This window comes from Bordetella ansorpii, from assembly GCF_900078705.1.
Taxonomy (GTDB): Bacteria; Pseudomonadota; Gammaproteobacteria; order Burkholderiales; family Burkholderiaceae_B; genus Bordetella; species Bordetella ansorpii_A.
Map to the genome: position 1 here is coordinate 426,707 of NZ_FKIF01000001.1, position 25,683 is coordinate 452,389.

Here is a 25,683-nt window from a genome sequence, read left to right on the forward strand (position 1 = left end):
GCGCCCGGGCCATTGCCCGGGTTGCGCGGGCCGCGGCGGATCGTGCCGCCGCCAGCCCTGAACCGGCCTATTCCGGGCGGCGCGCGCCGCCGCGCAGCAGCGCGTACAGGATGATTGCGCCGAAGGTGGCGGTGCCGATGCCGCCCAGCAGGAAGCCGCCCAGCTTCAGGGTGAAATCGCCCGCGCCCAGCACCAGGGTGACGGCCGCCACGATCAGGTTGCGGTTGTCGCTGAAATCGACGCGGTTCACCACCCAGATGCGCGCGCCAGCGATCGCGATCAGGCCGAACACCACGACCGACATGCCGCCCAGCACGGGGCCGGGAATGGTCTGGATCAGCGCGCCGAACTTGGGCGAGAAGCCCAGGGCGATGGCGATCAGCGCGGCAATGACGAACACGATGCTGGAATAGATGCGGGTGACCGCCATCACGCCGATGTTCTCGGCGTAGGTGGTGACGCCCGTGCCGCCCACGGCGCCGGACACCATGGTCGCCACGCCGTCGCCGATGAACGCGCGGCCCAGGTAGCGGTCCATGTCGCGGCCGGTCATGGCGCTGACCGCCTTGACGTGGCCCAGGTTCTCGGCGACCAGGATGATGGCCACGGGGACGATCAGGCCCATGGCGTCGGCCTGGAAGACCGGCGCGGAAAAATGCGGCAGGCCCAGCCAGGCCGCCGCGGCCACGCCGGAGAAGTCGATCGGCTTGCCCAGCCCCAGGCCGTTGGCGCAGATCGCATACACGACGCAGGCCAGTATCAGGCCGACCAGGATCAGCAGCCGTTGCACCATGCCGCGCGTGAACACGGCAATACCGCCCACGCAGACGATGGTGACCAGCGCCATGACGGCGTCGAACGTGCCTTGGCCCATGGCGCCCTTGGCGGCGATGGGCGCCAGGTTGAGACCGATCACCGCGACCACGGCGCCCGTGACCACGGGCGGCATCAGCGCCTCGATCCAGCCGGCGGCCCGCCTGCCTGCCGCGCAGACGCCCACGCCGATCAGCGCGTACACCAGACCGCAGGCGATGATGGCGCCCAGCGCCACGCCGATGTTCGCATTCGGGCCGCCGCCCGCGTAGCCCGTCACGGCCACCACCCCGCCGATGAAGGCGAAACTCGAACCGAGATAGCTGGGCACGCGGCCGCCCACGAACAGAAAGAAGATCAGCGTGCCGATGCCAGACATCAGGATCGCGACATTGGGATCGAAGCCCATCAGCAGCGGCGCCAGCACGGTCGAGCCGAACATGGCGACCACGTGCTGGGCCCCCATGGCGGCGTTCTTGGACCAGGACAGGCGCTCGTCGGGCGCGATGACGGCCCCCGGCGCGGGATCGGCGACCACGCGCCAGCGAGGAAAGTAGGAATCGGACATGGAACCCCCGTATGTTCTGGGCTATTTATGGGTGATGGTGGCCAAGCGGGCGCCAGTGTAAGGGCGAATGGCCGCGAGCCGATAGACCTGTCCGCCGGGTGGATCAAGTCAGTGCCAGAGACGCCACGGACGGGTAAAGTACGTCACCCTTACCGGAGCCGCCATGTCCATTTCGTCGATTTCCAGCAATCTCACCACTGCCAACCCGTATGCGGGCAAGGAAGCAGGGCTCAACGTGCGCACGGGCGACGTGGCCAGCTCCGCAGGCGCCGCAAGCTCCACGTCGGAAAGCCAGGATGCGACCGACAAGGCCATCACGCAGTTGCAGCGCCAGCTGGAACGCCTGATGCAGCAGATCAAGCGGGTGGAAGCCAGCAACGCCACGGAGGAACAGAAAGCCGCGCAATTGCAGGCGCTCAATGCCCAGGCCACGACCATCCAGGGCCAGATCCAGACCTTGCAGAACCAGAAGCTGCAGGCCGCCTCGAAGCAAGGCATCACCGCCTGACCCCCTGGGCGAATCACTCGCCCGGCGGCCATTCGCCCCGCCGGGCGCCGCCGCGTTGGCGCTCGGCCAATTGGCCAGGCAGATGCAACGGGTGCGGCACAGCGCCCTGCGCATCGAGGAAGACAACCGCCAGTCGCAGTCGCTGGACACCCCGTCGATCATGCTCCGGAAACAGAGCGGGCCGCTGATCCAGGCGGGGCTGAAGATCCCGCAGCGTTGAACCCGGCGATCTGGCGGGCGGCCGCGCCCCGCGCTAAGCTGCCGGCTGCGGCGCGGCTGGCGCGCCGGACGGCGCCGCGGGACGCCGCGATGTCTTCCTCCCGCGTGGACGATCACGCATGACTGAATTCTGGTTCATCCGCCATGGCGAGACCGCCTGGAACCTGGAACGCCGCCTGCAAGGCTGGCAGGACACCCCGCTGAATCCGCTGGGCGTCAACCAGGCGGCCCTGGTGGCGGAGCGCCTTGAGGCGGAAGCCCGGCAGACGCCTTTCGCGGCGATCTACAGCAGCGACCTGCGGCGTGCCCATGACACCGCCCTGCCCGCCTCGCAGCGTCTGGGCCTGCGCGTGCGCACCGAGCCCGGCCTGCGCGAGCGCGGCTTCGGCGTGCTGGAAGGACTGTCCTACGACACGCTGGATGAACAGGCGCCCGAAGCCGCCGCGGCCTGGAAAAGCCGCGACCCGGCGCGCGTGCTGGAAGGCGGCGAGACGCTGGGCCAGTTCCAGGCCCGGATCCTGGCCTCGGTGAACGACATCGCCCCGCGCCATGCCGGCGAACGCGTGCTGGCGTTCACCCACGGCGGCGTGCTGGACATCATCTGGCGCCACGCCCGGGGACTGCCGCTGAACGGACCGCGCGACACCCCGATGCTCAACGCCAGCATCAACCGCGTCAGTGTGGAAGACGGCCGGTGGCAGGTGATCGGCTGGGGCGACGTCGCGCACATGGACGAATGCGCGCGCGACGACGTCGTCTGAAGAATCATTCTCACTTGGCCGGGCCCTCGCCCGGCCCCCGCATGACGCCACGGGATCCCCGCGGCACCCCTGCGCGGATCGCGGCGCGGCCCCATCGGGGCGGCCGCCCGGCGCCCACCCGCTGGCGCCCTTAAAAAACTTCCGCCGCCTCTGGCGACCCTTCCCTATAAGCTCAATTTACCGTCAGCAAACGATCAATTGACCGTCAGCGAAATCGCAAAAGACTGTCAGACTTTGCGTTCATGATGCGTCCCGATCCGTGGATGGCTGCTCCTGAAATGGCGTGCAGCCGCCTTTATTCACCTTGAGGGACTTATCGTGTCTATGTTGAACAAACCTCGGTTGACCACGTCGCTGACGGCCATTGCCGCGGCGTGTATGCTGGCCGCTTGCGGCGGCGGCGGTGGCGATGACGACAGCCAGTCGAACAACGGCGGTGACAACGGCGGCGGCACGCCCGTCGCCACCACCTTCAGCGGCAGCGTGGCCTCCAGCGCCTACGTGCCGGGCAACGCCTCGGGCAATCCGACCCTCAAGCCCACGTACTTCGCCAACGCGACCGTCTTCGTCGACGCCAACGGCAACGGCATCGCCGACAGCGACGAAACGACCACCAGGACCGACGCCAACGGCCACTTCACGCTGACCACCCGCAACCAGGGCCAGCTGGTCGCCGACATCACCCCCAGCGCCACCAGCAAGGCCACCGGCGAACAGGGCCCGACGCACATGATCCTGCGCGCATCCGCCGCCCAGATCGCCGAACAGGGCGCCGACAAGATCGTCATCAGCCCGATGTCCAGCGAAGTGCAGCGCCTGGTCGAAGCCAACGGCACCGACTACGCCACCGAGAAGGCCGCCCTGGCCGCCAAGCTGAACGGCCCGGCCTTCAACCTGGGCCAGGCCAGCATCACCGCGGCCAACGTGCTGTCCGACGTCAACCAGGTCGGCGACGCCGCCACGCAGTATGCCCTGCTGTACCAGGACAACATGCTGGCCAACCGCTACGCCTACGCCGCCAAGAAGCTCGACCGCGGCGACATGTACCCCGACAACCTGGCGGTGGCCGGTGGCGATCCGCGCGTGGTCGACATGCCCGGCGTGAGCAAGGCCACCTCGGTGCACCCGGCCCAGACCCAGACGAAGATCACCTTCGCGCAGTCGCAGCAGGCCGCGTTCGAGATCGAGGGCATCCCAGCCTACGACCACATCTTCATCATCATGGAAGAGAACAAGTCGACGGACGCGGTGCTGAAGAACCCGCGCGCGCCGTTCATGAACTACCTCCTCAGCACCTACAACCAGCTGAGCACCTACTACTCGACCGGCAACCCCTCCGAGCCGAACTACACGGCACTGGGCGGCGGCGACGACAACGGCATCACCGACGACAGCTGGTGGGGTTGCGGCGCGGTGGGCGACTACGCGCTGAAGGACAAGGCGTTCCCGGGTGGCGTGGCCTCCGACGGCCAGCCTCTGCCGGTTACCGGCGTGCTGCCGCCCAAGGACAGCGCCCACCTGGCCAGCTACAGCGCGACCAGCACGACCTGCGGCGACAACCCCGTGGCCGGCGCGATCGCCGCGCACAACGTCCCGGGCGACAACCTGTTCTCGCTGATGTCCAAGGCCGGCCTGACCGTGCGCACGTACAACGAGTCGATGAACCCGGGCCAGGACGCGCGTGCCGACAGCATCGCCGACCCCGCCGTCACCGCCACGTACAGCGAGAAAGACCTGATCGGCCAGAACGGCACCATCACCGGCACGCCGGACTTCGCCGTCGTGGGCGGCCTGTACAAGGTCAAGCACGGCCCGTCGATCGCCTATCAATCGGCGCGCAACCTGCCCGAGTTCTACGCCGACAACCGCACCATCTTCGGCACGCAGTACGACGAAGCCGCCTGGAAGAACTCGTCGGTCTATCCCGAGTACGACAAGTCGAAGTGGATCTATGACCAGTTCGGCAAGGATCTGGACACGGGCGACGTGGGCAACCTGAACTTCATCGTGCCCGACCAGTGCGACGACATGCACGGCGTGGGCAGCGACCTGAGCTGCGCCAACAACAACAACGGCCAGGCCGTCGGCATCACGCGCGCCGACATCTACCTGCAGAAGGTCGTCGACCGCATCCAGAAGTCGGCGCTGTGGAACAACAAGAACAAGCGTGTCGCGATCATCGTGATGTTCGACGAAGGCGAAGGCTCGAGCACCGCGTGCTGCGGCTGGAACGCTGCCGGCCGCGGCGCGGGCGCCGCGCCGCTGAAGGTCAGCACCGATGGCAAGGTCACGATGGGCACGGCTCCGACGAACTATGACCGCGGCAACTTCGGCCACGGCAACTCGATCTTCGGCGTCATCACCAACCAGCAGGACGTGGGCACCGCCAAGAAGGGCGTGGTCGACAGCGACGCGTACAGCCACTTCGCGCTGGTCCGCACGCTGCAGGACATGTTCCAGATCGGCGATCCGGGCGACGACTCGACCTACCTGAACCGCGCGAAGTACACGGAAGCGTTCATTGCGCAGAACATCATGAACCTGCCGGAGTTCGCAGGCAGCGCCGACACGCACTTCGACTCGGTGCGCCCGATCAACCACGCCTACGTGATCCCGGCCGGCTACGCGCAGAAGCTGAATCCGCTGGACATCTCGGGCGTGAAGGACTCCAACGGCAACCCCGTGCTGGATGGCGTGGTCGTCCCGCAGGTCGGCCCGGACCTCAGCCAGCTGAACATCTGGGCCGTGAAGTAAGCGCCTGATGCCATTGCAAGCCAGCAGCAAGCACTGATCAGGCAGGAAGCGGACTTTGCCCGCTTCCTGCCTGCTTCATTGAAACGGTAAAGGAAAAGAGATGCGCAAGGTCCATTCGGGCATGTTGTATACGGTGCTGTTGTCCACCGTCCTGCTGGGCCTGTCGGCCTGCGGCGGCAGCGACGACTCGGGTTCGCCCCCGTCGTCGGAGCCCGGCTCCGGCCCGGGCGGCGCGGACACCTCCAGCGCGCCGGCCAGCAAGCTGAGCCTTGCGGCCCAGGTCGGCCAGAAAGTGTTCTTCGACAAGAACCTGTCCGGCGGCAAGAACATGTCGTGCGCCACCTGCCACGATCCCGCATACGCCTACGGCCCGCCCAACAGCCTGGCCGTGCAGCTGGGCTCCGACCCCTCGGTATCCGGGCAGCGCGCCGTGCCGTCGCTGCGCTACCGCGACGCGACGCCGCCCTACGACGACAACGCGCCGAACCCGGACAACGTGACGTCCGATTCTCCGGGCGGCGGCTTCATGTGGGATGGCCGCGCCGCGACGCTGGCCGACCAGGCCGGCCTGCCGCTGCTGAACCCCGTCGAGATGAACAACCCCTCGAAAGCGGCCGTGGTCCAGGCCGTGCAGGCAGGGGCCTATGCCGGCCTGTTCAAGCAGGCCTTCGGCGCGGACGCGTTCGGCACCACCGACGCCGCCTTCGCCTACGTCGGCCGCGCCATCGAGGCGTTCCAGCGCGAAGACGCCAGCTTCCACCCGTACTCGAGCAAGTATGACCTCTATGCCCACAACAAGGTGGGCGGCACCCTGACGCCGGCGGAGACGCGCGGCCTGATGATCTTCAACAGCGGCAGCATCGGCAACTGCGCGGCGTGCCACTACCCGGGCGCGAACTTCGAAGGCAACAGCGGCCTGATGAGCGACTTCACCTACCAGGCGCTGGGCGTGCCGCGCAACGACAAGTCGATCCCGAACAATCCCTCGCCGATCCCGGCGAACCAGGACGCCACCTACTACGACATGGGCGTGTGCGGCCCTACGCGTACCGACCACGCGCCGGGCGCGCCGGGCATCCCCACGCCGGACCCGTACTGCGGCCTGTTCAAAGTACCGGTGCTGCGCAACGTGGCCACGCGCAATGCCTTCTTCCACAACGGCGTGATGCACTCGCTGAACCAGGTCGTGCACTTCTACAACACGCGCGACACGAATCCCGAGTACTGGTATCCGCAGACCGGCGGCGCGGGCACGCCCGTGGACAACCCGTCGTGGGCGCTGTTTCCGACGTCCGTGCCGGGCGCCACCGTGCAGAAGTTCAACGACCTGCCCGTCGCTTTCCAGGGCAACGTCGACGAAGAGATTCCCCTGGGCACCGGCGAAGGCGGCGACAACACCCTGGGCGGCGGCACCCTGCCCCGCCTGCCCGGCAGCGCGCCCGTGCTGTCCGAGCACGATATCCAGGACTTGCTGTGCTTCATGGACACCCTGACCGACGGCTACAAGCCGCCCGCCAGCCCGCCCACCAGCGGTCCCTGCGTGAACTGACCTTCCTGTCTTGTACCTCTCATCCACCATGAAACGATTTTCGAATACCGCCCGCCACGCGGGCACCGCGCTCTCCCTGTCCCTGATGCTGCTGGGCACCTGCCATGCCGCGGCGGCCGATGCCACCCTGGAGAACTTCACCGGCACCATCACGCGCTACCTGGCCGAGCGCGGCCACGTGTGCCTGGCCAAGTACGAATGGCCCGTGTACGTGACGAAGCAGGACCAGGCCGCCAAGACCCGCGATGCCGTGCAGATGCCCGTGCTCGAGAAGCTGGGCCTGGTCAAGGGGCTGGACACGCCCGTCGAGGGCACGGACAACGACGGCAAGAAGATCAGGGCGCAGGCGCGGCAGTATTCGCTGACCGAAGAAGGCAACAAGTACTACCTGCACAAGCCCGTGGTGGTTGCCACGGCAGGCCAGCAGACCACGCACCCGGCCGATTTCTGCGTCGCCACGCTGACGCTGGACAAGGTGGTCGGCTGGGAACCGCCCGTCAAGCAAGGCGACGACACCCGGACGTCGGTGCTGTACACCTACAGGATCGATCCCGCGCCCTGGACCAGGGATGCCGAGTTCCAGCGCGTGTTCCCGATGGTGGCGCGCCTGGTCGAAAGTGCCGGCACCCTGCAACTGCGCGAGGGCGTGCGCCTGACCAAGGACGGCTGGGTGGCGGAGGAACTGTTCAAGCGATGATCGTCAACTTCGCCAACGAGGCGCGCGACTGGATCGCGCAGAACCTGATGCGGGGCTGCCAGCCCGAGACCGTGGTCCGCGAGCTGGTGGGCAACAAGGTCGAGGGCGAGCTGGCGGTCGCCATGGTGCAGTCGGTGCTGAACGCCCTGATCTACGGCGAGCCCATGCCCGCGGGCAAGCTCGACCTGGATGCGCCGCCGGCCCAGTACGTGCCCGATCCGAGCCGCCTGGGCCGCGTGTCGGTGCTGAAGACGGGCAAGCGCGACGTGCCGGTGCTGGCGCGGCTGCAGCGGCCCAGCGCCGCGTTGCTGGGCAACGTGCTGGACGCGGAGGAATGCCGGCAACTGATCGCCCAGGCGAAGCCGCGGCTGGCGGCCTCCACCGTGGTCGATCCGATCACCGGCCTGGACCGCGTGGCGGACCATCGCAGCAGCGCGGGCATGTTCTTCAAGCCTGGCGAGACGCCGCTGGTGGCGCGCATCGAGAAGCGCATCGCCGAGCTGACGGGCCTGCCCGTGGAGCACGGCGAAGGGCTGCAGATCCTGCATTATCCGACTGGCGCCGAAAGCACGCCGCACTACGATTTCCTGATGCCGGCCAACGAGTCCAACAAGGCCTCGATCGCGCGCAGCGGCCAGCGCATCGCCACTTTCATCATGTACCTGAACGACGTGGACGCTGGCGGGGAAACCGGGTTTCCGCATGTGGGATGGTCGGTGCTGCCGCGGCGCGGGCAGGCGCTGTTCTTCGAGTACGGCAACGCGGCCCGCAAGACCGACCCCATGTCGCTGCATACCGGCGCCGCGGTGCTCGCCGGCGAGAAATGGATCGCGACGAAGTGGGTACGCGAGCGGGCGTTCATTCCGGCGTCGGCGTGAAGCCGTGGAGGCGGCCTGGCCCGTGCAACCCGGCCGCCCTGACCTGCACCCCGCGGCCTATGCCCCGCCCTTGCGCGGCTTGCGGGGCGCGTTGCGCGCCAGGCGGTCGTACACCGCATTGGGCAGCAGCCGCATCAGCTTGGCCACCACCCCCATCTGCCACGGAATGACCTTGTACGAGGCGCCGCGCGCGATGGCTTCATGCGCGCGCAGCGCGAAGGCATCGGCCTCCATCAGGAACGGCATGCGGTAGGGGTTGTGCGCGGTCATCGCCGTCTTGATGTAGCCCGGCGCGATGGTGACGACCCGCACGCCGCTGCCGGCCAGCTCCAGCCTGAGGCTTTCGCAATACGTGACCACCGCCGATTTGGACGCGCTGTATGCGCCCGCGCCGGGCAACCCGCGGACCCCCGCCACGCTGGCGATCCCGACCAGGCGGCCGCCGCGCGCGGCGCGCATGGGCCCGATGAAAGGCTCGAAGGTGGACAGGGTCGCCAGCACGTTGGTGGCGAAGATGGCCTCGAAGACCTCGTAGTCTTCCAGCTCTCCGGTGACGGTGCCCGCGCTGATACCGGCGCTGGCGACCACCACGTCCACCTTGCCGGCGCATTTCGCCAGGAAGTCGGCCGCGGCCCGATGCAGCGCCGCGCGGTCGCGCACGTCCAGCGGGTAGCAATGATGGGTGCCGGGCAGCGAGGCGGCCAGGCTCCGCAGGGCATCGGCGCGCCGGCCCACTAGGCCCAATGTGGCGCCGCCAGCGGCATAGCGCCGCGCCAGGGCCAGCCCCAGGCCGCTGCTGGCGCCGGTGATGAAGATGTTCTGCGTCACTGGGATCTCCTGTCGCTGCCGGGACGGCCATTCGCCGGCCGGGGGTCCGAGGACGGGCTTACGGCCCGCAAGCAGCGAATGTACAGGAAGCTGGTTACAGGAAGATCAGGGCCAGGATGCCCAGCACCAGCGCCCACTTCAGCACGTAATAGAGCGTCTGGTTGTACTTCTTGATGCGCTTGCCGAAACGGCGGAAGGCGTACACGCCGCCGAAGATGCGGTTGATGCCGCCGGTGCGGTCACCTTCCTGGTTGGGCGAGGTGGCCGAGCGCAGCAGCACGGTGGCGAAGAAATGGTTGACCCTCTGCGTCCAGCGGTACTTCATCGGCCGCTCGACGTCCGCGAACAGGATGATCCGGTTCTGGTCGGTGCGATTCTCGGCGTAGTGGATGAAGGTCTCGTCGAACACCACGGCCTCGCCGTCGCGCCAGTGATAGCTCTGGCCGTCGACGTTGATGTAGCACTCGGGGCTGTTGGGCGTGATCAGGCCCATGTGAAACCGCAGCGAACCCGCGTACGGATCGCGGTGGCGCGGCAACTTGCTGCCAGGCGGCAGGGCCGCGAACATGGCGCCCTTGATGCCGGGAATGCCCGCCAGCAGCTCGGTGGTGACCGGGCACAGCGCGCGCGCCGAGGGATGGTCGGTGTCATACCACTTCAGGTAGAACCGCTTCCAGCCGCTTTTGAAAAACGAATTGAAGCCGGCATCGGTATAGCCCGCCGCAGCCTTGATGTGGCCCTCGCCGAACAGTTGCTCGGCCTCGGCGCGGATGTCCCGCCAGCGGGCCATCAGGGGCGCCAGTTCGGGAAACTCTTCGAGTTCGATGTACGGCTTGTTGGGCACGCGCGAGAACGCGTACATGAAGACGTTGATCGGCGCGGTGAACGTGGAGTGGTCCAGCGCCTGCCGGGCAAAGCGATGGCGCACGCGCCCGCGGTAGTGCACCAGGGTGGCGCAGACCACGAACAGGGCAAGAATGAACCATTTCATGAGTGACTCCCGCCAGGCGCATGACCTGGACCCAGCCGCGGCGATACGATGACGGCCGACACGATTGCATCAAACGAGCCGGGGTTCCCTGAGGAACCCCGGCCTGGCGCAGCCTTTACGACTGCTTGGGCAACCCGGCATGCAGTTCCTGCAGGGGGTAGACCTGCAGGCCGCCACCCTGGCGCATGTACTGCATGCCTTCCACGGCAGCGCGCGCGCCGGCGATGGTGGTGAAGAAAGTAACACGGTTGGCCAGCGACTGCGTACGGATGGTGCGCGAATCGACGATGGCGTTGCGGCGTTCCTCGACGGTGTTGATCACCAGCGAAATCTCGCCGTTCTTGACCATGTCGACGATGTGGGGGCGGCCTTCCGTGACCTTGTTGACCACCTGCACCGGAATGCCGGCGGCCTCGATCTGCGCGGCGGTGCCGCGCGTGGCCGTCAGCTTGAAGCCCAGGTTGTGCAGCCCGCGCGCCACGTCGACGGCGCGGACCTTGTCCTGGTTCTTCACGCTGATGAAGGCCGTGCCCGATTCGGGCAGGCGCACGCCAGCGGCCAGTTGCGACTTGACGAAGGCTTCGCCGAAGCTGGTGCCCACGCCCATGACTTCGCCGGTCGACTTCATTTCCGGGCCGAGGATGGTGTCCACGCCAGGGAACTTGACGAACGGGAACACCGCTTCCTTCACGGAGAAATAGGGCGGCACGACTTCACGGGTGATGCCTTGCTGGGCCAGCGTGCGGCCAGCCATGGCGCGCGCGGCGATCTTGGCCAGCTGCAGGCCGGTGGCCTTGGACACGTAGGGCACCGTGCGCGAGGCGCGCGGGTTCACTTCCAGCACGTAGACATCGCCGTTCTGGATGGCGAACTGCACGTTCATCAGGCCGCTGACGTTCAGCGCCTTCGCCATGACGGCGGTCTGGCGCTTGATCTCGGCGACGACCTCGGCCGACAGCGAGTACGGCGGCAGGCTGCACGCCGAGTCGCCCGAGTGCACGCCAGCCTGCTCGATGTGCTCCATGATGCCGCCGATGAAGACGGTTTCGCCGTCGGCCAGGCAGTCGACGTCCACTTCGATGGCGTCGTTCAGGAAGCGGTCGAGCAGCACGGGGGAGTCGTTGCTGACCTTGACGGCCTCGCGCATGTAGCGCTCGAGGTCTTGCTGCTCGTGCACGATCTCCATGGCGCGGCCGCCCAGCACGTAGCTGGGACGCACCACCAGGGGATAGCCGATTTCGGTGGCGTGCGACAGGGCCTCGTTCTCGGTGCGCGCGGTGCGGTTGGGCGGCTGGCGCAGGCCGAGCTTGTTCAGCAGCTTCTGGAAGCGCTCGCGGTCTTCGGCGACGTCGATGGATTCGGGGCTGGTGCCGATGATGGGCACGCCGTTGGCTTCCAGGGCGCGCGCCAGCTTCAGCGGGGTCTGGCCGCCGTACTGCACGATCATGCCGACCGGGTTTTCCTTGTGGACGATTTCCAGCACGTCCTCGAGCGTGAGCGGCTCGAAGTACAGGCGGTCGGAGGTGTCGTAGTCGGTGGACACGGTTTCCGGGTTGCAGTTGACCATGATGGTCTCGTACCCGTCCTCGCGCAGCGCCAGCGCGGCGTGCACGCAGCAGTAGTCGAACTCGATGCCCTGCCCGATACGGTTCGGGCCGCCGCCCAGGACCACGATCTTCTTGCGGTCGGTGGGTTGCGATTCGCACTCTTCCTCGTAGGTCGAGTACATGTAGGCCGTGCGGGTGGCGAATTCGGCGGCGCAGGTATCCACGCGCTTGTAGACCGGACGCACGTTGAGCTGGTGGCGCAGCTTGCGGACTTCGGACTCGGCCGAATCCAGCAGGTAGGCCAGGCGGCGGTCGGAGAAACCGCGGCGCTTCAGTTCCCACAGCGTGGCGTAGTCCAGGTCGGCCAGCGTCTTCTGCTCGAGCGCCAGCTCGATGTCGACGATTTCCTTGATCTGGGCCAGGAACCACGGATCGATGCTGGTGAGGTTGTGCACCTCGTCCAGCGTGAAGCCCTGGGCGAAGGCGTCGCCCACGTACCAGATGCGCTCGGGGCCGGGCTCGCCCAGCTCGACCTGCAGGCGCTCGCGGTCGGTGGTCTTCTGGTTCAGGCCGTCCACGCCGACTTCCAGGCCGCGCAGGGCCTTCTGGAAGGACTCCTGGAACGTCCGGCCGATGGCCATGACCTCGCCCACGGACTTCATCTGGGTGGTCAGGCGGGCATCGGCGGTCGGGAATTTCTCGAACGCGAAACGCGGCACCTTGGTGACGACGTAGTCGATGGTGGGCTCGAACGAGGCCGGGGTCGCGCCGCCGGTGATCTCGTTGCGCAGTTCGTCGAGCGTGTAGCCCACGGCCAGGCGCGCGGCGACCTTGGCGATGGGAAAGCCGGTGGCCTTGGAAGCCAGCGCCGACGAACGCGACACGCGCGGGTTCATCTCGATGACGATCATGCGGCCGTTCTTGGGGTTGACCGCGAACTGCACGTTCGAACCGCCGGTGTCCACGCCGATCTCGCGCAGGACCGCGATCGACGCGTTGCGCATGATCTGGTATTCCTTGTCCGTCAGCGTCTGGGCAGGCGCCACGGTGATGGAATCGCCGGTGTGCACGCCCATGGGATCGAGGTTTTCGATCGAGCAGACGATGATGCAGTTGTCCGCCTTGTCGCGGACCACTTCCATCTCGAATTCCTTCCAGCCCAGCAGCGACTCTTCGATCAGCAGTTCGCTGGTCGGCGAGGCTTCCAGGCCGCGGCGGCAGATGGTCTCGAATTCTTCGGCGTTGTAGGCGATGCCGCCGCCCGAACCTCCCATGGTGAAGCTGGGGCGGATGACGGCGGGAAAGCCCGACGTGCCGATTTCGGCGGCGATGCGGCGTTGGACCTCCCAGGCCTCGTCCATGGAGTGGGCGACGCCCGACTTGGCCGATTCCAGGCCGATGTCGGTCATGGCCAGCTTGAACTTCTGGCGGTCTTCGGCCTTCTCGATGGCGTGCTCGTTGGCGCCGATGAGTTCGACGCCGTGCTTGGCCAGCACGCCGTGGCGGGCCAGGTCGAGGGCGCAGTTCAGCGCGGTCTGGCCGCCCATGGTGGGCAGCAGCGCATCGGGCTTCTCGCGCTCGATGATCTTCTCGACGGCCTGCCAGGTAATGGGCTCGATGTAGGTGACGTCGGCCGTTTCCGGGTCCGTCATGATCGTGGCGGGGTTGCTGTTGACCAGGATGGTCCGGTAACCCTCGGCCTTGAGCGCCTTGCACGCTTGCGCGCCGGAGTAGTCGAACTCGCAGGCCTGCCCGATGATGATGGGGCCGGCGCCGATGATCAGGATGCTCTTTATGTCTGTACGCTTGGGCATATCGTGGAATCTTTATTGCTGCGGGCCGGCCATCAGGCTGATGAACTTGTCGAACAGTTCGACGATGTCGTGCGGGCCGGGGCTGGCCTCGGGGTGGCCCTGGAAGCAGAACGCGGGGCGGTCGGTAAGCTCGAAACCTTGCAGCGTGCCGTCGAACAGCGACACGTGCGTGACGCGCGTGTTGGCCGGCAGGCTGGCGGCGTCGACCGCGAAACCGTGGTTCTGGCTGGTGATGAAGACACGGCCCGATTGCACGTCCTGCACCGGGTGGTTGGCGCCGTGGTGGCCGGTTTTCATCTTGATGGTCTTGCCGCCGACGGCCAAGCCCATGATCTGGTGGCCCAGGCAGATGCCGAAGACCGGCAGCTTGCGGTCGAGAAAGGCGCGAGCCGCCTCGATGGCGTAGTCGCAGGGCTCGGGGTCGCCAGGGCCGTTGGCCAGGAACAGGCCATCGGGATTGAGCTTCTGCACGTCCTCGGCGGGCGTCTGCGCGGGCACCAGCGTGATGCGGCAGCCGCGGTCGGCCATCAGGCGCAGGATGTTGTGCTTGACGCCGAAGTCGTACGCCACGACGTGGAAACGGGTCTGGTCGGGCGCGGTGTAGCCTTCGCCCAGGTGCCAGGTGCCGCCCGTCCAGGACTGGCTTTCCTTCAGGGACACGACCTTGGCCAGGTCTTGCCCGGCCATGCCGGGAAAATCGCGCGCCAGTTCGACGGCGCGCTCGGCGTCGTCGCCGGCCAGGATGCAGGCGCCCTGGGCGCCCTTGTCGCGCAGGATGCGGGTGAGCTTGCGGGTATCGATGCCGGCGATGGCGACGATGCCCTGGGCAGACAGGTACTCGGGCAGGGATTGCGTGGCGCGGAAGTTGGACACGCGCGCGGGGCAATCGCGGACGACCAGTCCGGCGGCGTAGACACGGTTGGCTTCGACGTCTTCAGTGTTGACGCCGGTATTGCCGATGTGGGGATAGGTCAGCGTGACGATCTGGCCGTTATAGCTGGGATCGGTCAGGATTTCCTGATAGCCCGTCATCGCGGTGTTGAACACCACCTCGGCCACCGTGTGGCCAGGCGCGCCTATCGATACGCCGCGGAAAATGGTACCGTCCGCCAAAGCCAGAATTGCAGGAGGGTAGCGGCGGTTGGCACCATCGGAGCCCTCGGGAAAAAGTTGCGGCAGCACAGTAAACCCCGGTTTCAAAATCGATAATCAAACCTTCGGATTATACCCTGAACGCGGCTTTTCCCTGGAAAACCGCGCCAGATAAGGCCAGATCCGCCGTTTGCCCCCTGGCGGAACAGCGTGCTGCGCTCGCAACGGGGTCATGCGGCTGAGGTACCCTATCCCTGCCGGGGGCTCCGCGCCCGCCGGCCTTCGCGCGCCCCATGGGCGCCTCCGATAGGCTTCCGAACCGACCTCATACCCGCTTCCATGACCAGCCTGCTCGATTCCCTGCGCCAGTACACCACCGTCGTCGCCGACACCGGCGATTTCGAAGTCATGCGCACGCTGCGCCCCACCGACGCCACGACCAACCCGTCGCTGATCCTGAAGGCCGTGCAGCAGGACGCCTACCGCCCGCTGCTGGCCGAGACGGTGCAGGCCCATCGCGGCGCCTCCACCGCCGAACTGGCCGACCGGCTGCTGGTGGCCTTCGGCACCCGGATCCTGGGCATCGTGCCGGGCCGCGTGTCCACCGAAGTGGATGCGCGCCTGTCGTTCGACACCCGTGCCACCATCGAGCGCGCGCGCGGCCTGATCGCCCTGTACGAAGCGGCCGGCGTGGCCCGTGAGCGCGTGCTGATCAAGATCGCCTCCACCTGGGAAGGCATCCAGGCCGCCCGCGTGCTGCAATCCGAGGGCGTGCGCTGCAACCTGACGCTGCTGTTCTCGCTGCCGCAGGCGGTCGCCTGCGCCGATGCCGGCGTGCAACTGATCTCGCCCTTCGTGGGCCGCATCTACGACTGGCACAAGAAATCGGCCGGCGCGTCATGGGACGAAGCCGCCCGCGCGGGCGCCAATGACCCCGGCGTGCAGTCGGTGGCCGGCATCTACCGTTATTTCAAGCACTTCGGCATCGAGACCGAGGTGATGGGCGCCAGCTTCCGCAACTCGGGCCAGATCCTGGCGCTGGCGGGCTGCGACCTGCTGACGATCAGTCCCGAGTTGCTGAAAGAGCTGGCGGGCACGGAAGGCACCGTGACGGCGGCGCTCGCGGCCGAGGGTGGCGAGGTCGCGCGCATCGATGCCGACGAGGTCAGCTTCCGCACACAGTTGAACGAGGATGCGATGGCCAGCGAGAAACTGGCCGAAGGCATCCGGGCGTTTGTCGCCGATGGCAGGAAGCTGGATGCGCTGATCGAGGCGCAGCGGGGCTAAGTCTTGCGGGAGAGGGGCTGAAAACAATCGCTCGTAGGGCGTCCCGTGGGTCCACGAGGCCGCACCGGCCAAGTCGTCGGGCTCGGGCGCGCCAGCAGGCGCCCTCGGTCTCGCTACGCGAGACTTCCCCTCCTCCAATTGGCCGGCGCGGCCTCGCGGACCCACGGGACTCACGGTGTCTTGGGCTCGTCGCGCTCCTAACCCCGATCCAATGCACGTGCCCATTTGTCAAATGACGGTGCATGGGTTTTCGTGCGATGGAAGATACTGTGAGTCCGCCTCGCTGCCGTGGGTCCCTCCGGCCAATTGGAGGGAGGGCAGCCCCGCGCAGCGGGGCCGAGGGCGCCTGATGGCGCGCCCGAGCCGACCGACTTGGCCGGAGGGACCCACGGCAGCGAGGCGGACGCCCCACAAGCACCTGCAGCCCCACAAGAACACTCAGAACACAGGCTTGCGCAACCGCCAGGGATCAGCACCCTCCAACTGCGCCGACACCTGCAAGATCAGGTCCTCCCGACCGAATCGGCCGATCAACTGCGTCGCCACCGGTACGCCTTGCGCGGTGGCATACAAAGGCAGGCTCGCCGCCGGCTGCCCCGAGGCATTGAAAACCGCCATGAAAGTGGCATAGCGCGACACCCGCCTGCGCAGGTCCATGAAATTCCGCTGCGACAGTTCGCCGAGTTTCAGCGGCAGTTCGGTCAGCGCGGGGGCCAGCACCAGGTCGAAGTCCGCCATGTAGGTTTCCATCGCCCGGCTGATGGCATGCAGGCGATTGATGCTGGCGATGTATTCGGCGGCCGGGATGGTCTTGCCCAGCTCGTAGCCGGACAGCATGACGGGTTCGAGGTCGTCGGCCTGCAGGGACTTGCCCGTCAGCGACAGGCGCGTGTCCACGGACAGCACGATGTTGCTGGCCAGGATGGTGGCATGCGCACGGACGAAACCGTCGTAGTCGATGGCGGGCGGCGCGGCATCGATCACGGTGTGGCCCAGGGCGCGCAGCAGGTCGGCCGTGTGCTGCACGGCCTGCAAGGGCTCTGCGGCGATGGGGATGTCGTTCCAGGCCGAACGCCACACCGCGATGCGCAGGGGCCTGGACGCCTGCGCGATGGCGTCCAGGTACGAGCCGGCCTTCGGCGGCGCGGCATAGGGGGCGCCGGCCTCGTAGCCCGAGATGGCGTCCATGGCGGCCGCCGTATCGCGCACGGTCAGGCTGAGCACGCCGTCGGTGGCCATGCCGCCCCAGCCTTCGCCGCGCAACGGTCCCATGGGCACGCGGCCGCGCGAGGCCTTCAGGCCATACACGCCGCAGCAGGCGGCGGGAATGCGGATCGAGCCGCCCCCGTCGCTGCCGTGCGCCACGGGCACGATGCGGGCGGCCACGGCCGCCGCGGCGCCGCCGCTGGAACCGCCGGTGGATCGCGTCAGGTCCCAGGGGTTGCGGGTGGGCGCGCCGTTACGCACCGCCTCGGTGGTCGGCATCATGCAGAACTCGGGGACGGTGGTGCGTGCGAAGGCGATCAGGCCAGCCTGGTCGAAACGTTGGGTCAGCGTGCTGTCGATGTCGTATTTCGTGTCGTTGAGCAGGCGCGAACCCAGGCTGGACGGAAAGCGCCTGGACGGCAGGCCCGAGTCCTTGAGCAGGAACGGAATGCCGCCGAACACGCCGCGCGGCTGCCAGGATCGGGCCAGTTCCAAGGAGGGCTCGTACTGCTCGTAGCACAGCGCGTTCAACGCGGGCGCGCGGCGGCTGGCCACCTCGATGGCGCAACGCATCAGCGCCTCGGACGAGGTCTCGCCCGAGGCCAGGCGGGCCGCCATGTCCAGGCCGTCCAGGGACTCGTATTCTTCATGCTGCATGAACTGCTGCTCCTTCAACGGTGTCGTGGTGGGCAAAGTCCGGCTTGGACCATTGCTTGCCGGGAATCGACTCGATCAGCCGGCGGGTGTATTCGTGCTGCGGGCGATAGAAGACGTCGGTGGCGCGGCCCAGCTCGACCAATTCGCCTTGCCGCATCACGGCGATGCGGTCGCAGATCTGGGCGGCCACGCGCAGATCGTGGGTGATGAACAGGATCGACAGCTCGAACTGCCCGCTGACGGTCTTCAACAGGTCCAGCACCTGGGCCTGGATCGATACGTCCAGCGCCGACACGGCCTCGTCGGCCACCAGCAGGCGCGGCCGCAGCGCCAGGGCGCGCGCGATGCCCACGCGCTGGCGCTGGCCGCCCGAGAACTGGTGCGGATAGCGGTCGCCGGCATCGCCGCCCAGGCCGACCAGCTCCAGCAGTTCTCGGGCATCGGCCAGGGCCTTGGCGCGCTTTTCGCCGAAGGCGATCGGCCCCTGCGCCACGGCATCGACGATCCGGTGGCGGGGATTGAGCGAGGCGTACGGGTCCTGGAACACCATCTGGATCTGGCGGCGGTGCTCGCGCCATTGCGCGGGCGTCAGGCCGACCAGCTCCTGGCCGTCGATCCTGACGCTGCCCCGGTCGGGACGGATCAGCCCGACCAGCGTGCGGCCCAGCGTGGACTTGCCCGAACCGGATTCGCCCACCAGGCCCAGGGTCTCGCCCTGCTGGATGGTCAGCGAGATGTCCTTCAGCGCATCGACCTCGCGGCCATTGGACGAGCGGAAGGTCTTGCCCAGCCGGTCCACCGTCATCAGCGGCGGCGCGGGCGCGGCCACGGCCTTGCCCTCGGGCTTGTGCGGCACGGCGGCGATCAGCTGGCGCGTGTAGGCCGCCCGCGGCCGGTTCAGGATGTCGCCGGCGGCGCCCTGCTCCACCACCGCGCCGTGGCGCATCACCACGATGCGGTCGGCGATCTCGGCCACCACGCCGAAGTCGTGGGTGATGAAGATCACGCCGATGCCCATGCGGGCCTGGATGTCCTTGATGAGCGCCAGGATCTGCGCCTGCGTGGTCACGTCCAGCGCGGTGGTGGGCTCGTCCGCGATCAGGATGTCGGGCTCCATGGCCAGCGCCATGGCGATCACCACGCGCTGGCGCTGGCCGCCCGATAGCTGGAAGGGATAGGCGTCGATCAACTGTTCGGGATCGGGCAGCATCACGTCGCGGAACAATGCCAGTACCTTGTCGCGGCGCGCCTGGGCGGACAGGCCGGTATGGCGTTCCAGCACTTCGTCGACCTGCCGGCCCACGCGCATGATGGGATTGAGCGCGGTCATGGGTTCCTGGAACACCATGCCGAACGACTTGCCGCGCAGGCCGTACCAGTCCTTGCGGGACAAGCCCACCAGTTCGCGGTCGCGGTAGCGGATGCTGCCGCCGGACACGCGCAGTTCGCCCTCGGGCAGCAGGCCCATCAAGGCATGCGCCGTGACGGACTTGCCCGAGCCGGACTCGCCCACCACGCACAGGATCTCGTTGGCGTTGACGGTGTACGACACCCCCTTGACCACCGGCGTGTCGGGGCCGTCCCGCACCACGGACACGACCAGGTCGCGGATTTCGAGAAGCGCGGTCATCAGCTTGTCCTCTTGCGGGCGAGCTTGGGATTGAGCGCATCGTTCAGCGCCTCGCCCACCAGGTTCAGCGCCAGCACGGTCACCAGGATGGCCACGCCGGGAAACACGCTCATCCACCAGGCATCGCGCAGCACGCTTCGGGAGGCGCCGATGATGTAGCCCCAGGTCATCGCGTTGGGATCGCCCAGGCCCAGGAAGCTCAACGCGGATTCCAGCAGGATGGCGCTGGCCACCATCAGCGAGCCCGACACGATGACCGGCGACAGGCTGTTGGGCAGGATCTGCGTGAGGATGATGCGGGTGTTGGACTGGCCGCTGAGCACCGCCGCCTGCACGAACTCGCGGTGCTTCATGCTCATGAACTCGGCGCGCACCAGCCGCGCCAGCGGCGGCCACGACACCAGCGCGATCGCCAGGATGACGGTGCCGATGGTGGGGGTGAGGATCGCCACCAGCACCACCGCCAGGAAGAAGCCCGGAATGGTCTGGAACAGTTCGATGAAGCCGACGATCACCTGGTCGACCTTGCCGCCGTAGAAGCCGGCGACGGCGCCCACCGTGATGCCCACCAGGATGGACACGGCGGTGGACACCACCGCCAGCACCAGCGTGACCCGCGCGCCGTAGGCGATGCCGGTGGCGATGTCGCGGCCCAGCGTGTCGGTGCCCAGCAGGGCGTCGTCCGACAGCGGCGGCATGTACGGGGCGTTGATGATGTCCCAGGGACTGTCGGGAAACAGCCAGCCCGCGCAAATGGCCATCGCGGCCACCAGCGCCAGCACGATCAGGCCGATGATGCCGCCCTTGTGGCGGCTGAAAGCGTGGAAGAAGTCGTTCATGTCGGCTCAGCCAGGCTGCCTCGCGAAGGACAGCGGGAGTTGCGGATTCATTTCAGTTCGATCCGGGGATCGGCCACCGTGTAGAGGATGTCGGTGACCAGGTTGACCACGACCACCACGATGGACGCCATGAAGAACACGCCCAGCAGCACGCTGTAGTCGCGCTGCACCAGCGCATCGAACGCCAGCCGGCCGATGCCGGGCCAGCCGAACACCGTCTCGACCAGCAGCGCGCCGCCGATCAGGTGTCCCGCCTGGATGCCGGCATACGTGATGACCGGCAGCAAGGCGTTGCGCAGCACATGGCGCGTGATGACGGTGCGTTCGGACAGCCCCTTGGCGCGCGCGGTCTTGACGAAATCGAGCTGGCGGATCTCCAGCATCGAGGCGCGCGTCAGCCGCGTGTAGACGGCCATGTAGAACAGCCCCAGCGTGATCGCGGGCAGCATCAGGTGACGGGCAATGTCGATGAAGCGCGCGACGCCCGTCAGCGAGGTGCCGACGCTTTCATAGCCGAAGGCCGGCAGCCACTGCAACTGCACCGAGAACACCAGCACCAGCATCAGCCCCACCCAGAACAGCGGCGTGGCGTAGGCCAGCATGGCGACCGTGGTGATGACGGTATCGCCCCACTTCCCGACCCTGAGCGCGGCCTGGATGCCCAGCGCCATGCCGGCCAGCAAGGCGAAGGCGAAGGACGTCAGCGCCAGCAGCAGCGTGGCCGGCAACTGGTTCAGGATCAGCGTGGACACGGGCGCCTGCTGGCGATGCGAATAGCCCAGGTCGAAGACCGCGACGTGCTTCAGGTACGACATCAGTTGCACGGCGATGGGCCGGTCCAGGCCGAAGTCCTGCCGCAGCTTCTGGATGTACTGGGCATCCGCCGCGCCCGACTGGCCGGCCAGGATCTCGGCCGGATCGCCGGGCGCCGCGCGCACCAGGAAGAAGTTGAACAAGGCGATCATGAAGAGCACCAGGATGCTCTTGACGACCCGCCTGCCCAGGAAGGCGGCGATCCTGCTCATTCTTTCGACAGCCACGTGTCGGCGTAATTGCCGACCACGCCCAGGCCCGTGGTGACGGCGTCATGCACGCGCTTGTTCAGCATGGTGCCGTAGTTGGTGTCGACGATCCACAAGAGCGGCACGTCCTCGACCAGGATGCGCTGCACTTCCGAGTAGTACTTCTGGCGCTCGGCGTCGTCGCCGGCCGAGGCGGCCTTGGTGAACAGCTCGTCGACCTTCGGGTTGCTGTACTGCGAGGTGTTGCTGAACATCACGCCCTTGCGGATGTTGCTGCTCAGGTAGGTGCGCGACACGCCGATGGCGGGGTCGCCATACTGGAACACGCCGTTGCCCGCCATGTCGTAGTCCCAGGCGCCCACGCGCGACACCCAGCCGCCCACGTCGGTGCTTTCCAGCGTCACGGCGATGCCGACCTTGGACAGGTTCTGCTTGATGTACTCGGCCATGCGGCGCGGCATCTCGCCATACGGCAGCGGGATCATGCTGACGGTGGCGCGCACGCCGTCGCCGTTGGGCTTCAGCCCCATCTCGTCGAGCAGCGCGATGGCCTTCTTGGGGTCGTACTCGTACTTCTTGACGTTGCCGTCATAGAAGCGCGTGTTGTGGTGGATCGGGCCGGTGGCCACCACGCCCTGGCCGAACATGATCTTCTCGGCGATGAACTTGCGGTTGACCGCATACATCAGGGCCTGGCGGAAACGCTTGTCATTGAAGGGCGCGCGGGCATTGTTCAGCTCGATCCACTGCATCGTCGACCAGTACTCGTAGCCCTTGTTGGTGTAGACCATGTTGGGCAGCTTGGCCACGCGCGGCACGTCCACGGGCTCCAGGTCCTGCAGCCAGGCCTGCATCACGGTGCCCTGTTCGATGGCCAGGCGGCGCGAGGCAGAGTCGGGAATCACGCGGTAGGTGATGCCGTCCAGGTACGGGCGCCCTTCCTTCCAGTACTTCTCGTTCTTCACCAGTTCGATGTAGGCGCCCCGCTCCCACTTCTTGAACTTGAAGGGGCCCGTGCCGATGGGATGGCTGTTGGCCGGGTTCTGCGCCACGGGCGTGTCCACGTCATACAGGTGCTTGGGCAGGATGGCGCCGCCGCCGATGTCGAACGCGTACAGGAAGGCCGCGTACGGCGCCTTCAGCTTGAACACCACGGTGTTCGCGTCGGGCGCGGTGACGGAGGCCACGTTCTCCATCAGGCCGCGGGTGCGCGGCGTCTTGGACAGCACTTTCTCGTACGAGAACACCACGTCGTCGGCGGAGAACGGCTTGCCGTCGTGCCAGGTCACGCCGGTCTGCAGATGGAAGGTGTAGGTGAGCTTGTCGTCCGACACGTCCCACGACCTGGCCAGGCTGGGCAGCGGCTTGAGGTCGAACGAGTAGGTCAGCAGGCTCTCGAAGATCTTGCCGCCCACCATCTGCGTGCCGGCCACCTGCTGCACCGCCAGGTTCAGGCTGGGCGGTTCGGGATGCAGGATGGCGGTCAGCACGCCGCCATACTGCGGCGTCTCGGCGGCCTGGCTGGAAGGACTGATGATCGCGGCGGCGGCGGCCACGGCGAACGCGCACTTGACGATGGCCCGGCGGGCCTGGTTGACCAACGGCATGATTTCCCCTGTTATCGGCGTGATGGATGGGCGGTGTCAGGCGAGCCGGGGCTCGACACCGCACCAGTCGTTCAGGAACAGCGCATACGTCTTGGCCACGCGCAGCATGCTTGCCACGCTGACGCTTTCGTTGAAGCCGTGATAGTTGCGCGAAACGGGCCCGTAGCACGTCACGGGGGCTTCCATCATGAAATGGAAGTGGCGCCCGTCGGTGGTGCCCGTCAGCGCCACGGGCCTGGGCGCTTCGCCGGTCACGTGCCGGTGCTTGGCGGCCAGCAATTGCAGGGCAGGCACGTCCAGGTCGTACTCGCAGCCGGGCGCGTGGAAGCCCTCGTAGCGGATCCTGAATTGGGTATCCGGCTGGCCGACAGCCTGCTCCACCTGGCGGATGGCGGCCTCGATGCGCGCCTTGGCGGTCTCGATGGGCATGTCCGGATAGCACGACAGGCGCAGGCCCAGCGTGCATACGCTGGGCACCGACGAGTTCCAGTCGCCGGCATGGATCTGGCCGAGATTGAAGTTGATGGGATGCTCATGTTCGCGATAGGCCGGATGGCGGTTCCCGGGCAGGTTCCACTCGTGCTCGATCTGCTTGACCGCCTCCATCACGCGCAGGCCGATGTCCACGGGATTGATGCCCGTGGTCATGTGGGAGGCGTGGGCCGGCTTGCCGACGATGTCCACGTACATCCAGAACACGCCGACCTGGGCCGACATCATGCCCTCATGCGTGGGTTCGGGAATCAGCACCGCGTCGAAGGATGTCAGCCTGGCCGCGCCGATGGCGCTTTGCAGCGCGGACACCGAGGCCAGCGTGCCGTTGCCGGTGTTCTCTTCCTCCAGCACGCCGTTGAAACCCACCTGGGCGGCGGGCTGCATGCCCAGGTCCCGCAGCGCCTTGAACGCGGCCAGCGCGCAGACGATGCCGGCCTTCATGTCGCCCGCGCCGCGGCCATACAGCCAGCCGTCGTGCAGGCCGCCCTTGAACGGCGATTCGGTCCAGAACTCCTCGGGCCCCGTGGGCACCACGTCCAGGTGGCCGTTGAACAGCACCGAGCGGCCCGTGGCCTGCCGCGGCTGATGGCAGGCCAGCACGTTGTAGCGGCCGCCATCGGGGCAGCACGCGGGCGAGTACAGGGGCAGATCCTTGATGGCCTCGGTGCGCAGCACGATGCGCTCGCTTTGCAGGCCCAGCTTCGCCAGCTCGGCCTCCATGAATTCGGCGGCCGGCGTTTCCTGCCCCGGCAGGCTGCGGCATTGCACGAAACGCGACAAGGTGTCGGTCATGTACGGCTCCAACCCATCGACAGCGGCCTCGATGGCGGCCGCGGCCAGCTTGCGCGGCTGTACTTCGCTCATTTCGTCCCTCCAAGCCTCGCGACGCGCGAGGCGTTCGGCAAAAAAACCGGATCGGTATCACCCGTCGGGCGGTCCGCGCGGGACACACCCGGATAAGTATCTAATATTGATACCTATAAATCGATGATTGATATCATAGGAGCGACTATCAACCCATGAACGCATTTTCGAAAGGGGTGATTTCCCTAGGATCCGAAACTGAAAGGGCCGTTAAAGTGGCGGTCTGGCAACAGGGGACTCCAGCGCCGTACCCTGGATGGCAACCCCGATCACATTCAATAGAGACAATGCATGGGCAGTGTGGACACCCGTTTCAATCAATCCGTGGCCAAGGCGTTCGACATCCTCGAAGCCTTCGGCGTACGTCCCGGCCCCTTGAGCCTGAGCGAACTGATCGAGATCTCGAACCTGGACCGCAACTCGACGTTGCGCATGCTGCACACGCTGGTGGCGCTGGGCTATCTCGAACGCGGGCCCAATCAACGGGGCTACGTGCTGGGCAAGAAAATCCTGCGCCGCACCTTCGACTACCTGCGCGGCAATCCCTTGATCGAACGCGCCAACCCGGTGCTGATCGAGCTGCAGCAGGATGCCGACGAAGGCGTGGACCTGAGCCTGCACGACGACCTGGACATCGTCTATGCGCTGCGCAGGCAGACGCGGCGCCGCTATTACTTCGCCACGCTGGTGGGGCGCACCATGCCGGTGTATCGCTCGTGCGCCGGGCGGGCCATCATGGCGCACCTGTCCGATGATCGGGTCGACGACATCCTGGCGCGCTCCGATCTCGCGGCGGCCACGCCGCACACGCTGACGGACCCGCAAGACATCTGGCGAAAGGTGCTGGAGGCCCGCGCGAACGGGTTCGCACAGACGGTGCAGGAATCGTTGTTGGGTGAACTGGCCGTGTCGGCCGCCGTGCTGGACCGCAACGGCCTGCCCATCGCCGCGATCCACATCTATGGCCAGTTGTCGCAATGGACGCCGGAGGCGTTCTCGCATCGTTTCGGCCCGATGGTGATCAACGCCGCCCAGGCGCTCAGCGACAAGCACTGAC

Annotated in this window: 20 protein-coding genes; 9 read left to right on the top strand and 11 right to left on the bottom strand. The window is 67.0% G+C overall.

All coding sequences use genetic code 11. The features are described from left to right. Nucleotides 1-67: 67 nt before the first annotated feature. Entirely contained in the window at nt 68-1,381 is a 1,314-nt protein-coding gene (locus A6745_RS01700; protein WP_066122814.1) for a solute carrier family 23 protein, read from the bottom strand. Nucleotides 1,382-1,544: 163 nt separating this feature from the next. On the opposite strand from A6745_RS01700, the gene A6745_RS01705 reads away from it, so the two are divergent. The 7 genes from A6745_RS01705 to A6745_RS01730 all read left to right on the top strand — a co-directional run bounded on the left by A6745_RS01705 (nt 1,545) and on the right by A6745_RS01730 (nt 8,747). Continuing rightward, a complete protein-coding gene (locus A6745_RS01705; protein WP_082852846.1) occupies nt 1,545-1,889 on the top strand; it encodes a FlxA-like family protein in 345 nt (114 codons plus the stop codon). Nucleotides 1,890-1,971: 82 nt separating this feature from the next. Further along, entirely contained in the window at nt 1,972-2,109 is a 138-nt protein-coding gene (locus tag A6745_RS28515; protein ID WP_156513250.1) for a hypothetical protein, read from the top strand. A gap of 118 nt (nt 2,110-2,227) precedes the next feature. Further along, nucleotides 2,228-2,869 (top strand): histidine phosphatase family protein, encoded by a 642-nt coding sequence (locus A6745_RS01710; protein ID WP_066122818.1) that lies wholly within the window; start codon nt 2,228-2,230, stop codon nt 2,867-2,869. A gap of 324 nt (nt 2,870-3,193) precedes the next feature. Further along, nucleotides 3,194-5,623 (top strand): alkaline phosphatase family protein, encoded by a 2,430-nt coding sequence (locus A6745_RS01715; RefSeq protein WP_197488073.1) that lies wholly within the window; start codon nt 3,194-3,196, stop codon nt 5,621-5,623. Nucleotides 5,624-5,723: 100 nt separating this feature from the next. Beyond that, nucleotides 5,724-7,172 (top strand): cytochrome-c peroxidase, encoded by a 1,449-nt coding sequence (locus tag A6745_RS01720; protein ID WP_066122821.1) that lies wholly within the window; start codon nt 5,724-5,726, stop codon nt 7,170-7,172. A 28-nt stretch (nt 7,173-7,200) separates the two neighbouring features. Further along, nucleotides 7,201-7,869: a hypothetical protein gene (locus A6745_RS01725; RefSeq protein WP_066122822.1), complete on the top strand. Its 669-nt coding sequence runs from the start codon at nt 7,201-7,203 to the stop codon at nt 7,867-7,869. After that, entirely contained in the window at nt 7,866-8,747 is an 882-nt protein-coding gene (locus A6745_RS01730; RefSeq protein WP_066122823.1) for a 2OG-Fe(II) oxygenase, read from the top strand. Before A6745_RS01725 ends, A6745_RS01730 begins: the two co-directional genes overlap by 4 nt. A gap of 57 nt (nt 8,748-8,804) precedes the next feature. Here the strand turns inward: A6745_RS01730 and A6745_RS01735 are convergent, their stop codons facing one another. The 4 genes from A6745_RS01735 to carA all read right to left on the bottom strand — a co-directional run bounded on the left by A6745_RS01735 (nt 8,805) and on the right by carA (nt 15,109). Next, the gene (locus A6745_RS01735) at nt 8,805-9,575 is read right to left on the bottom strand and encodes an SDR family oxidoreductase (protein WP_066122826.1); all 771 of its coding nucleotides are present in this window, start codon (nt 9,573-9,575) and stop codon (nt 8,805-8,807) included. A gap of 94 nt (nt 9,576-9,669) precedes the next feature. Beyond that, entirely contained in the window at nt 9,670-10,566 is an 897-nt protein-coding gene (gene lpxO / locus A6745_RS01740) for a lipid A hydroxylase LpxO (RefSeq protein WP_066122829.1), read from the bottom strand. Nucleotides 10,567-10,681: 115 nt separating this feature from the next. Next, nucleotides 10,682-13,927, bottom strand: a complete 3,246-nt coding sequence (carB, locus tag A6745_RS01745) for a carbamoyl-phosphate synthase large subunit (protein WP_066122830.1) — start codon at nt 13,925-13,927, stop codon at nt 10,682-10,684. 12 nt (nt 13,928-13,939) lie between these two features. Then, nucleotides 13,940-15,109: a glutamine-hydrolyzing carbamoyl-phosphate synthase small subunit gene (gene carA / locus A6745_RS01750; protein ID WP_066122832.1), complete on the bottom strand. Its 1,170-nt coding sequence runs from the start codon at nt 15,107-15,109 to the stop codon at nt 13,940-13,942. 249 nt (nt 15,110-15,358) lie between these two features. On the opposite strand from carA, the gene tal reads away from it, so the two are divergent. After that, nucleotides 15,359-16,306, top strand: a complete 948-nt coding sequence (gene tal, locus A6745_RS01755; RefSeq protein WP_066122835.1) for a transaldolase — start codon at nt 15,359-15,361, stop codon at nt 16,304-16,306. A 438-nt stretch (nt 16,307-16,744) separates the two neighbouring features. Here the strand turns inward: tal and A6745_RS01760 are convergent, their stop codons facing one another. Genes A6745_RS01760 through A6745_RS01785 form a run of 6 tightly spaced genes read right to left on the bottom strand, consistent with a single transcriptional unit; the run spans nt 16,745 to nt 24,626 of the window. Further along, on the bottom strand, nt 16,745-18,169 hold the full coding sequence (locus A6745_RS01760) for an amidase (protein ID WP_066122836.1): 1,425 nt from the start codon (nt 18,167-18,169) through the stop codon (nt 16,745-16,747). Continuing rightward, complete coding sequence (locus A6745_RS01765) at nt 18,159-19,799, bottom strand: ABC transporter ATP-binding protein (RefSeq protein ID WP_066122839.1); 1,641 nt, start codon at nt 19,797-19,799, stop codon at nt 18,159-18,161. The genes A6745_RS01760 and A6745_RS01765 overlap by 11 nt, the downstream gene beginning before the upstream one ends. Then, complete coding sequence (locus A6745_RS01770; RefSeq protein WP_066122842.1) at nt 19,799-20,638, bottom strand: ABC transporter permease; 840 nt, start codon at nt 20,636-20,638, stop codon at nt 19,799-19,801. The genes A6745_RS01765 and A6745_RS01770 overlap by 1 nt, the downstream gene beginning before the upstream one ends. A gap of 47 nt (nt 20,639-20,685) precedes the next feature. Then, on the bottom strand, nt 20,686-21,663 hold the full coding sequence (locus A6745_RS01775; RefSeq protein WP_082852847.1) for an ABC transporter permease: 978 nt from the start codon (nt 21,661-21,663) through the stop codon (nt 20,686-20,688). Beyond that, complete coding sequence (locus A6745_RS01780; RefSeq protein WP_066122843.1) at nt 21,660-23,267, bottom strand: ABC transporter substrate-binding protein; 1,608 nt, start codon at nt 23,265-23,267, stop codon at nt 21,660-21,662. Before A6745_RS01780 ends, A6745_RS01775 begins: the two co-directional genes overlap by 4 nt. A gap of 36 nt (nt 23,268-23,303) precedes the next feature. After that, a complete protein-coding gene (locus tag A6745_RS01785; protein WP_066122846.1) occupies nt 23,304-24,626 on the bottom strand; it encodes an ArgE/DapE family deacylase in 1,323 nt (440 codons plus the stop codon). Between the two features lie 291 nt (nt 24,627-24,917). On the opposite strand from A6745_RS01785, the gene A6745_RS01790 reads away from it, so the two are divergent. Then, the gene (locus tag A6745_RS01790; protein WP_066122848.1) at nt 24,918-25,682 is read left to right on the top strand and encodes an IclR family transcriptional regulator; all 765 of its coding nucleotides are present in this window, start codon (nt 24,918-24,920) and stop codon (nt 25,680-25,682) included. Nucleotide 25,683: the final 1 nt, after the last annotated feature.

Bases quoted from the DNA above. Each gene is read 5' to 3' on its own strand.
- A6745_RS01765 (WP_066122839.1), bottom strand. From the start codon at position 19,799: ATGACCGCGCTTCTCGAAATCCGCGACCTGGTCGTGTCCGTGGTGCGG.
- A6745_RS01785 (WP_066122846.1), bottom strand. From the start codon at position 24,626: ATGAGCGAAGTACAGCCGCGCAAGCTGGCCGCGGCCGCCATCGAGGCC.
- A6745_RS01780 (WP_066122843.1), bottom strand. From the start codon at position 23,267: ATGCCGTTGGTCAACCAGGCCCGCCGGGCCATCGTCAAGTGCGCGTTC.
- A6745_RS01710 (WP_066122818.1), top strand. From the start codon at position 2,228: ATGACTGAATTCTGGTTCATCCGCCATGGCGAGACCGCCTGGAACCTG.
- A6745_RS01760 (WP_066122836.1), bottom strand. From the start codon at position 18,169: ATGCAGCATGAAGAATACGAGTCCCTGGACGGCCTGGACATGGCGGCC.
- A6745_RS01790 (WP_066122848.1), top strand. From the start codon at position 24,918: ATGGGCAGTGTGGACACCCGTTTCAATCAATCCGTGGCCAAGGCGTTC.
- A6745_RS28515 (WP_156513250.1), top strand. From the start codon at position 1,972: ATGCAACGGGTGCGGCACAGCGCCCTGCGCATCGAGGAAGACAACCGC.
- carB (WP_066122830.1), bottom strand. From the start codon at position 13,927: ATGCCCAAGCGTACAGACATAAAGAGCATCCTGATCATCGGCGCCGGC.
- A6745_RS01705 (WP_082852846.1), top strand. From the start codon at position 1,545: ATGTCCATTTCGTCGATTTCCAGCAATCTCACCACTGCCAACCCGTAT.
- A6745_RS01700 (WP_066122814.1), bottom strand. From the start codon at position 1,381: ATGTCCGATTCCTACTTTCCTCGCTGGCGCGTGGTCGCCGATCCCGCG.
- A6745_RS01730 (WP_066122823.1), top strand. From the start codon at position 7,866: ATGATCGTCAACTTCGCCAACGAGGCGCGCGACTGGATCGCGCAGAAC.
- A6745_RS01720 (WP_066122821.1), top strand. From the start codon at position 5,724: ATGCGCAAGGTCCATTCGGGCATGTTGTATACGGTGCTGTTGTCCACC.
- A6745_RS01715 (WP_197488073.1), top strand. From the start codon at position 3,194: ATGTTGAACAAACCTCGGTTGACCACGTCGCTGACGGCCATTGCCGCG.
- A6745_RS01770 (WP_066122842.1), bottom strand. From the start codon at position 20,638: ATGAACGACTTCTTCCACGCTTTCAGCCGCCACAAGGGCGGCATCATC.
- tal (WP_066122835.1), top strand. From the start codon at position 15,359: ATGACCAGCCTGCTCGATTCCCTGCGCCAGTACACCACCGTCGTCGCC.
- lpxO (WP_066122829.1), bottom strand. From the start codon at position 10,566: ATGAAATGGTTCATTCTTGCCCTGTTCGTGGTCTGCGCCACCCTGGTG.
- A6745_RS01725 (WP_066122822.1), top strand. From the start codon at position 7,201: ATGAAACGATTTTCGAATACCGCCCGCCACGCGGGCACCGCGCTCTCC.
- A6745_RS01775 (WP_082852847.1), bottom strand. From the start codon at position 21,663: ATGAGCAGGATCGCCGCCTTCCTGGGCAGGCGGGTCGTCAAGAGCATC.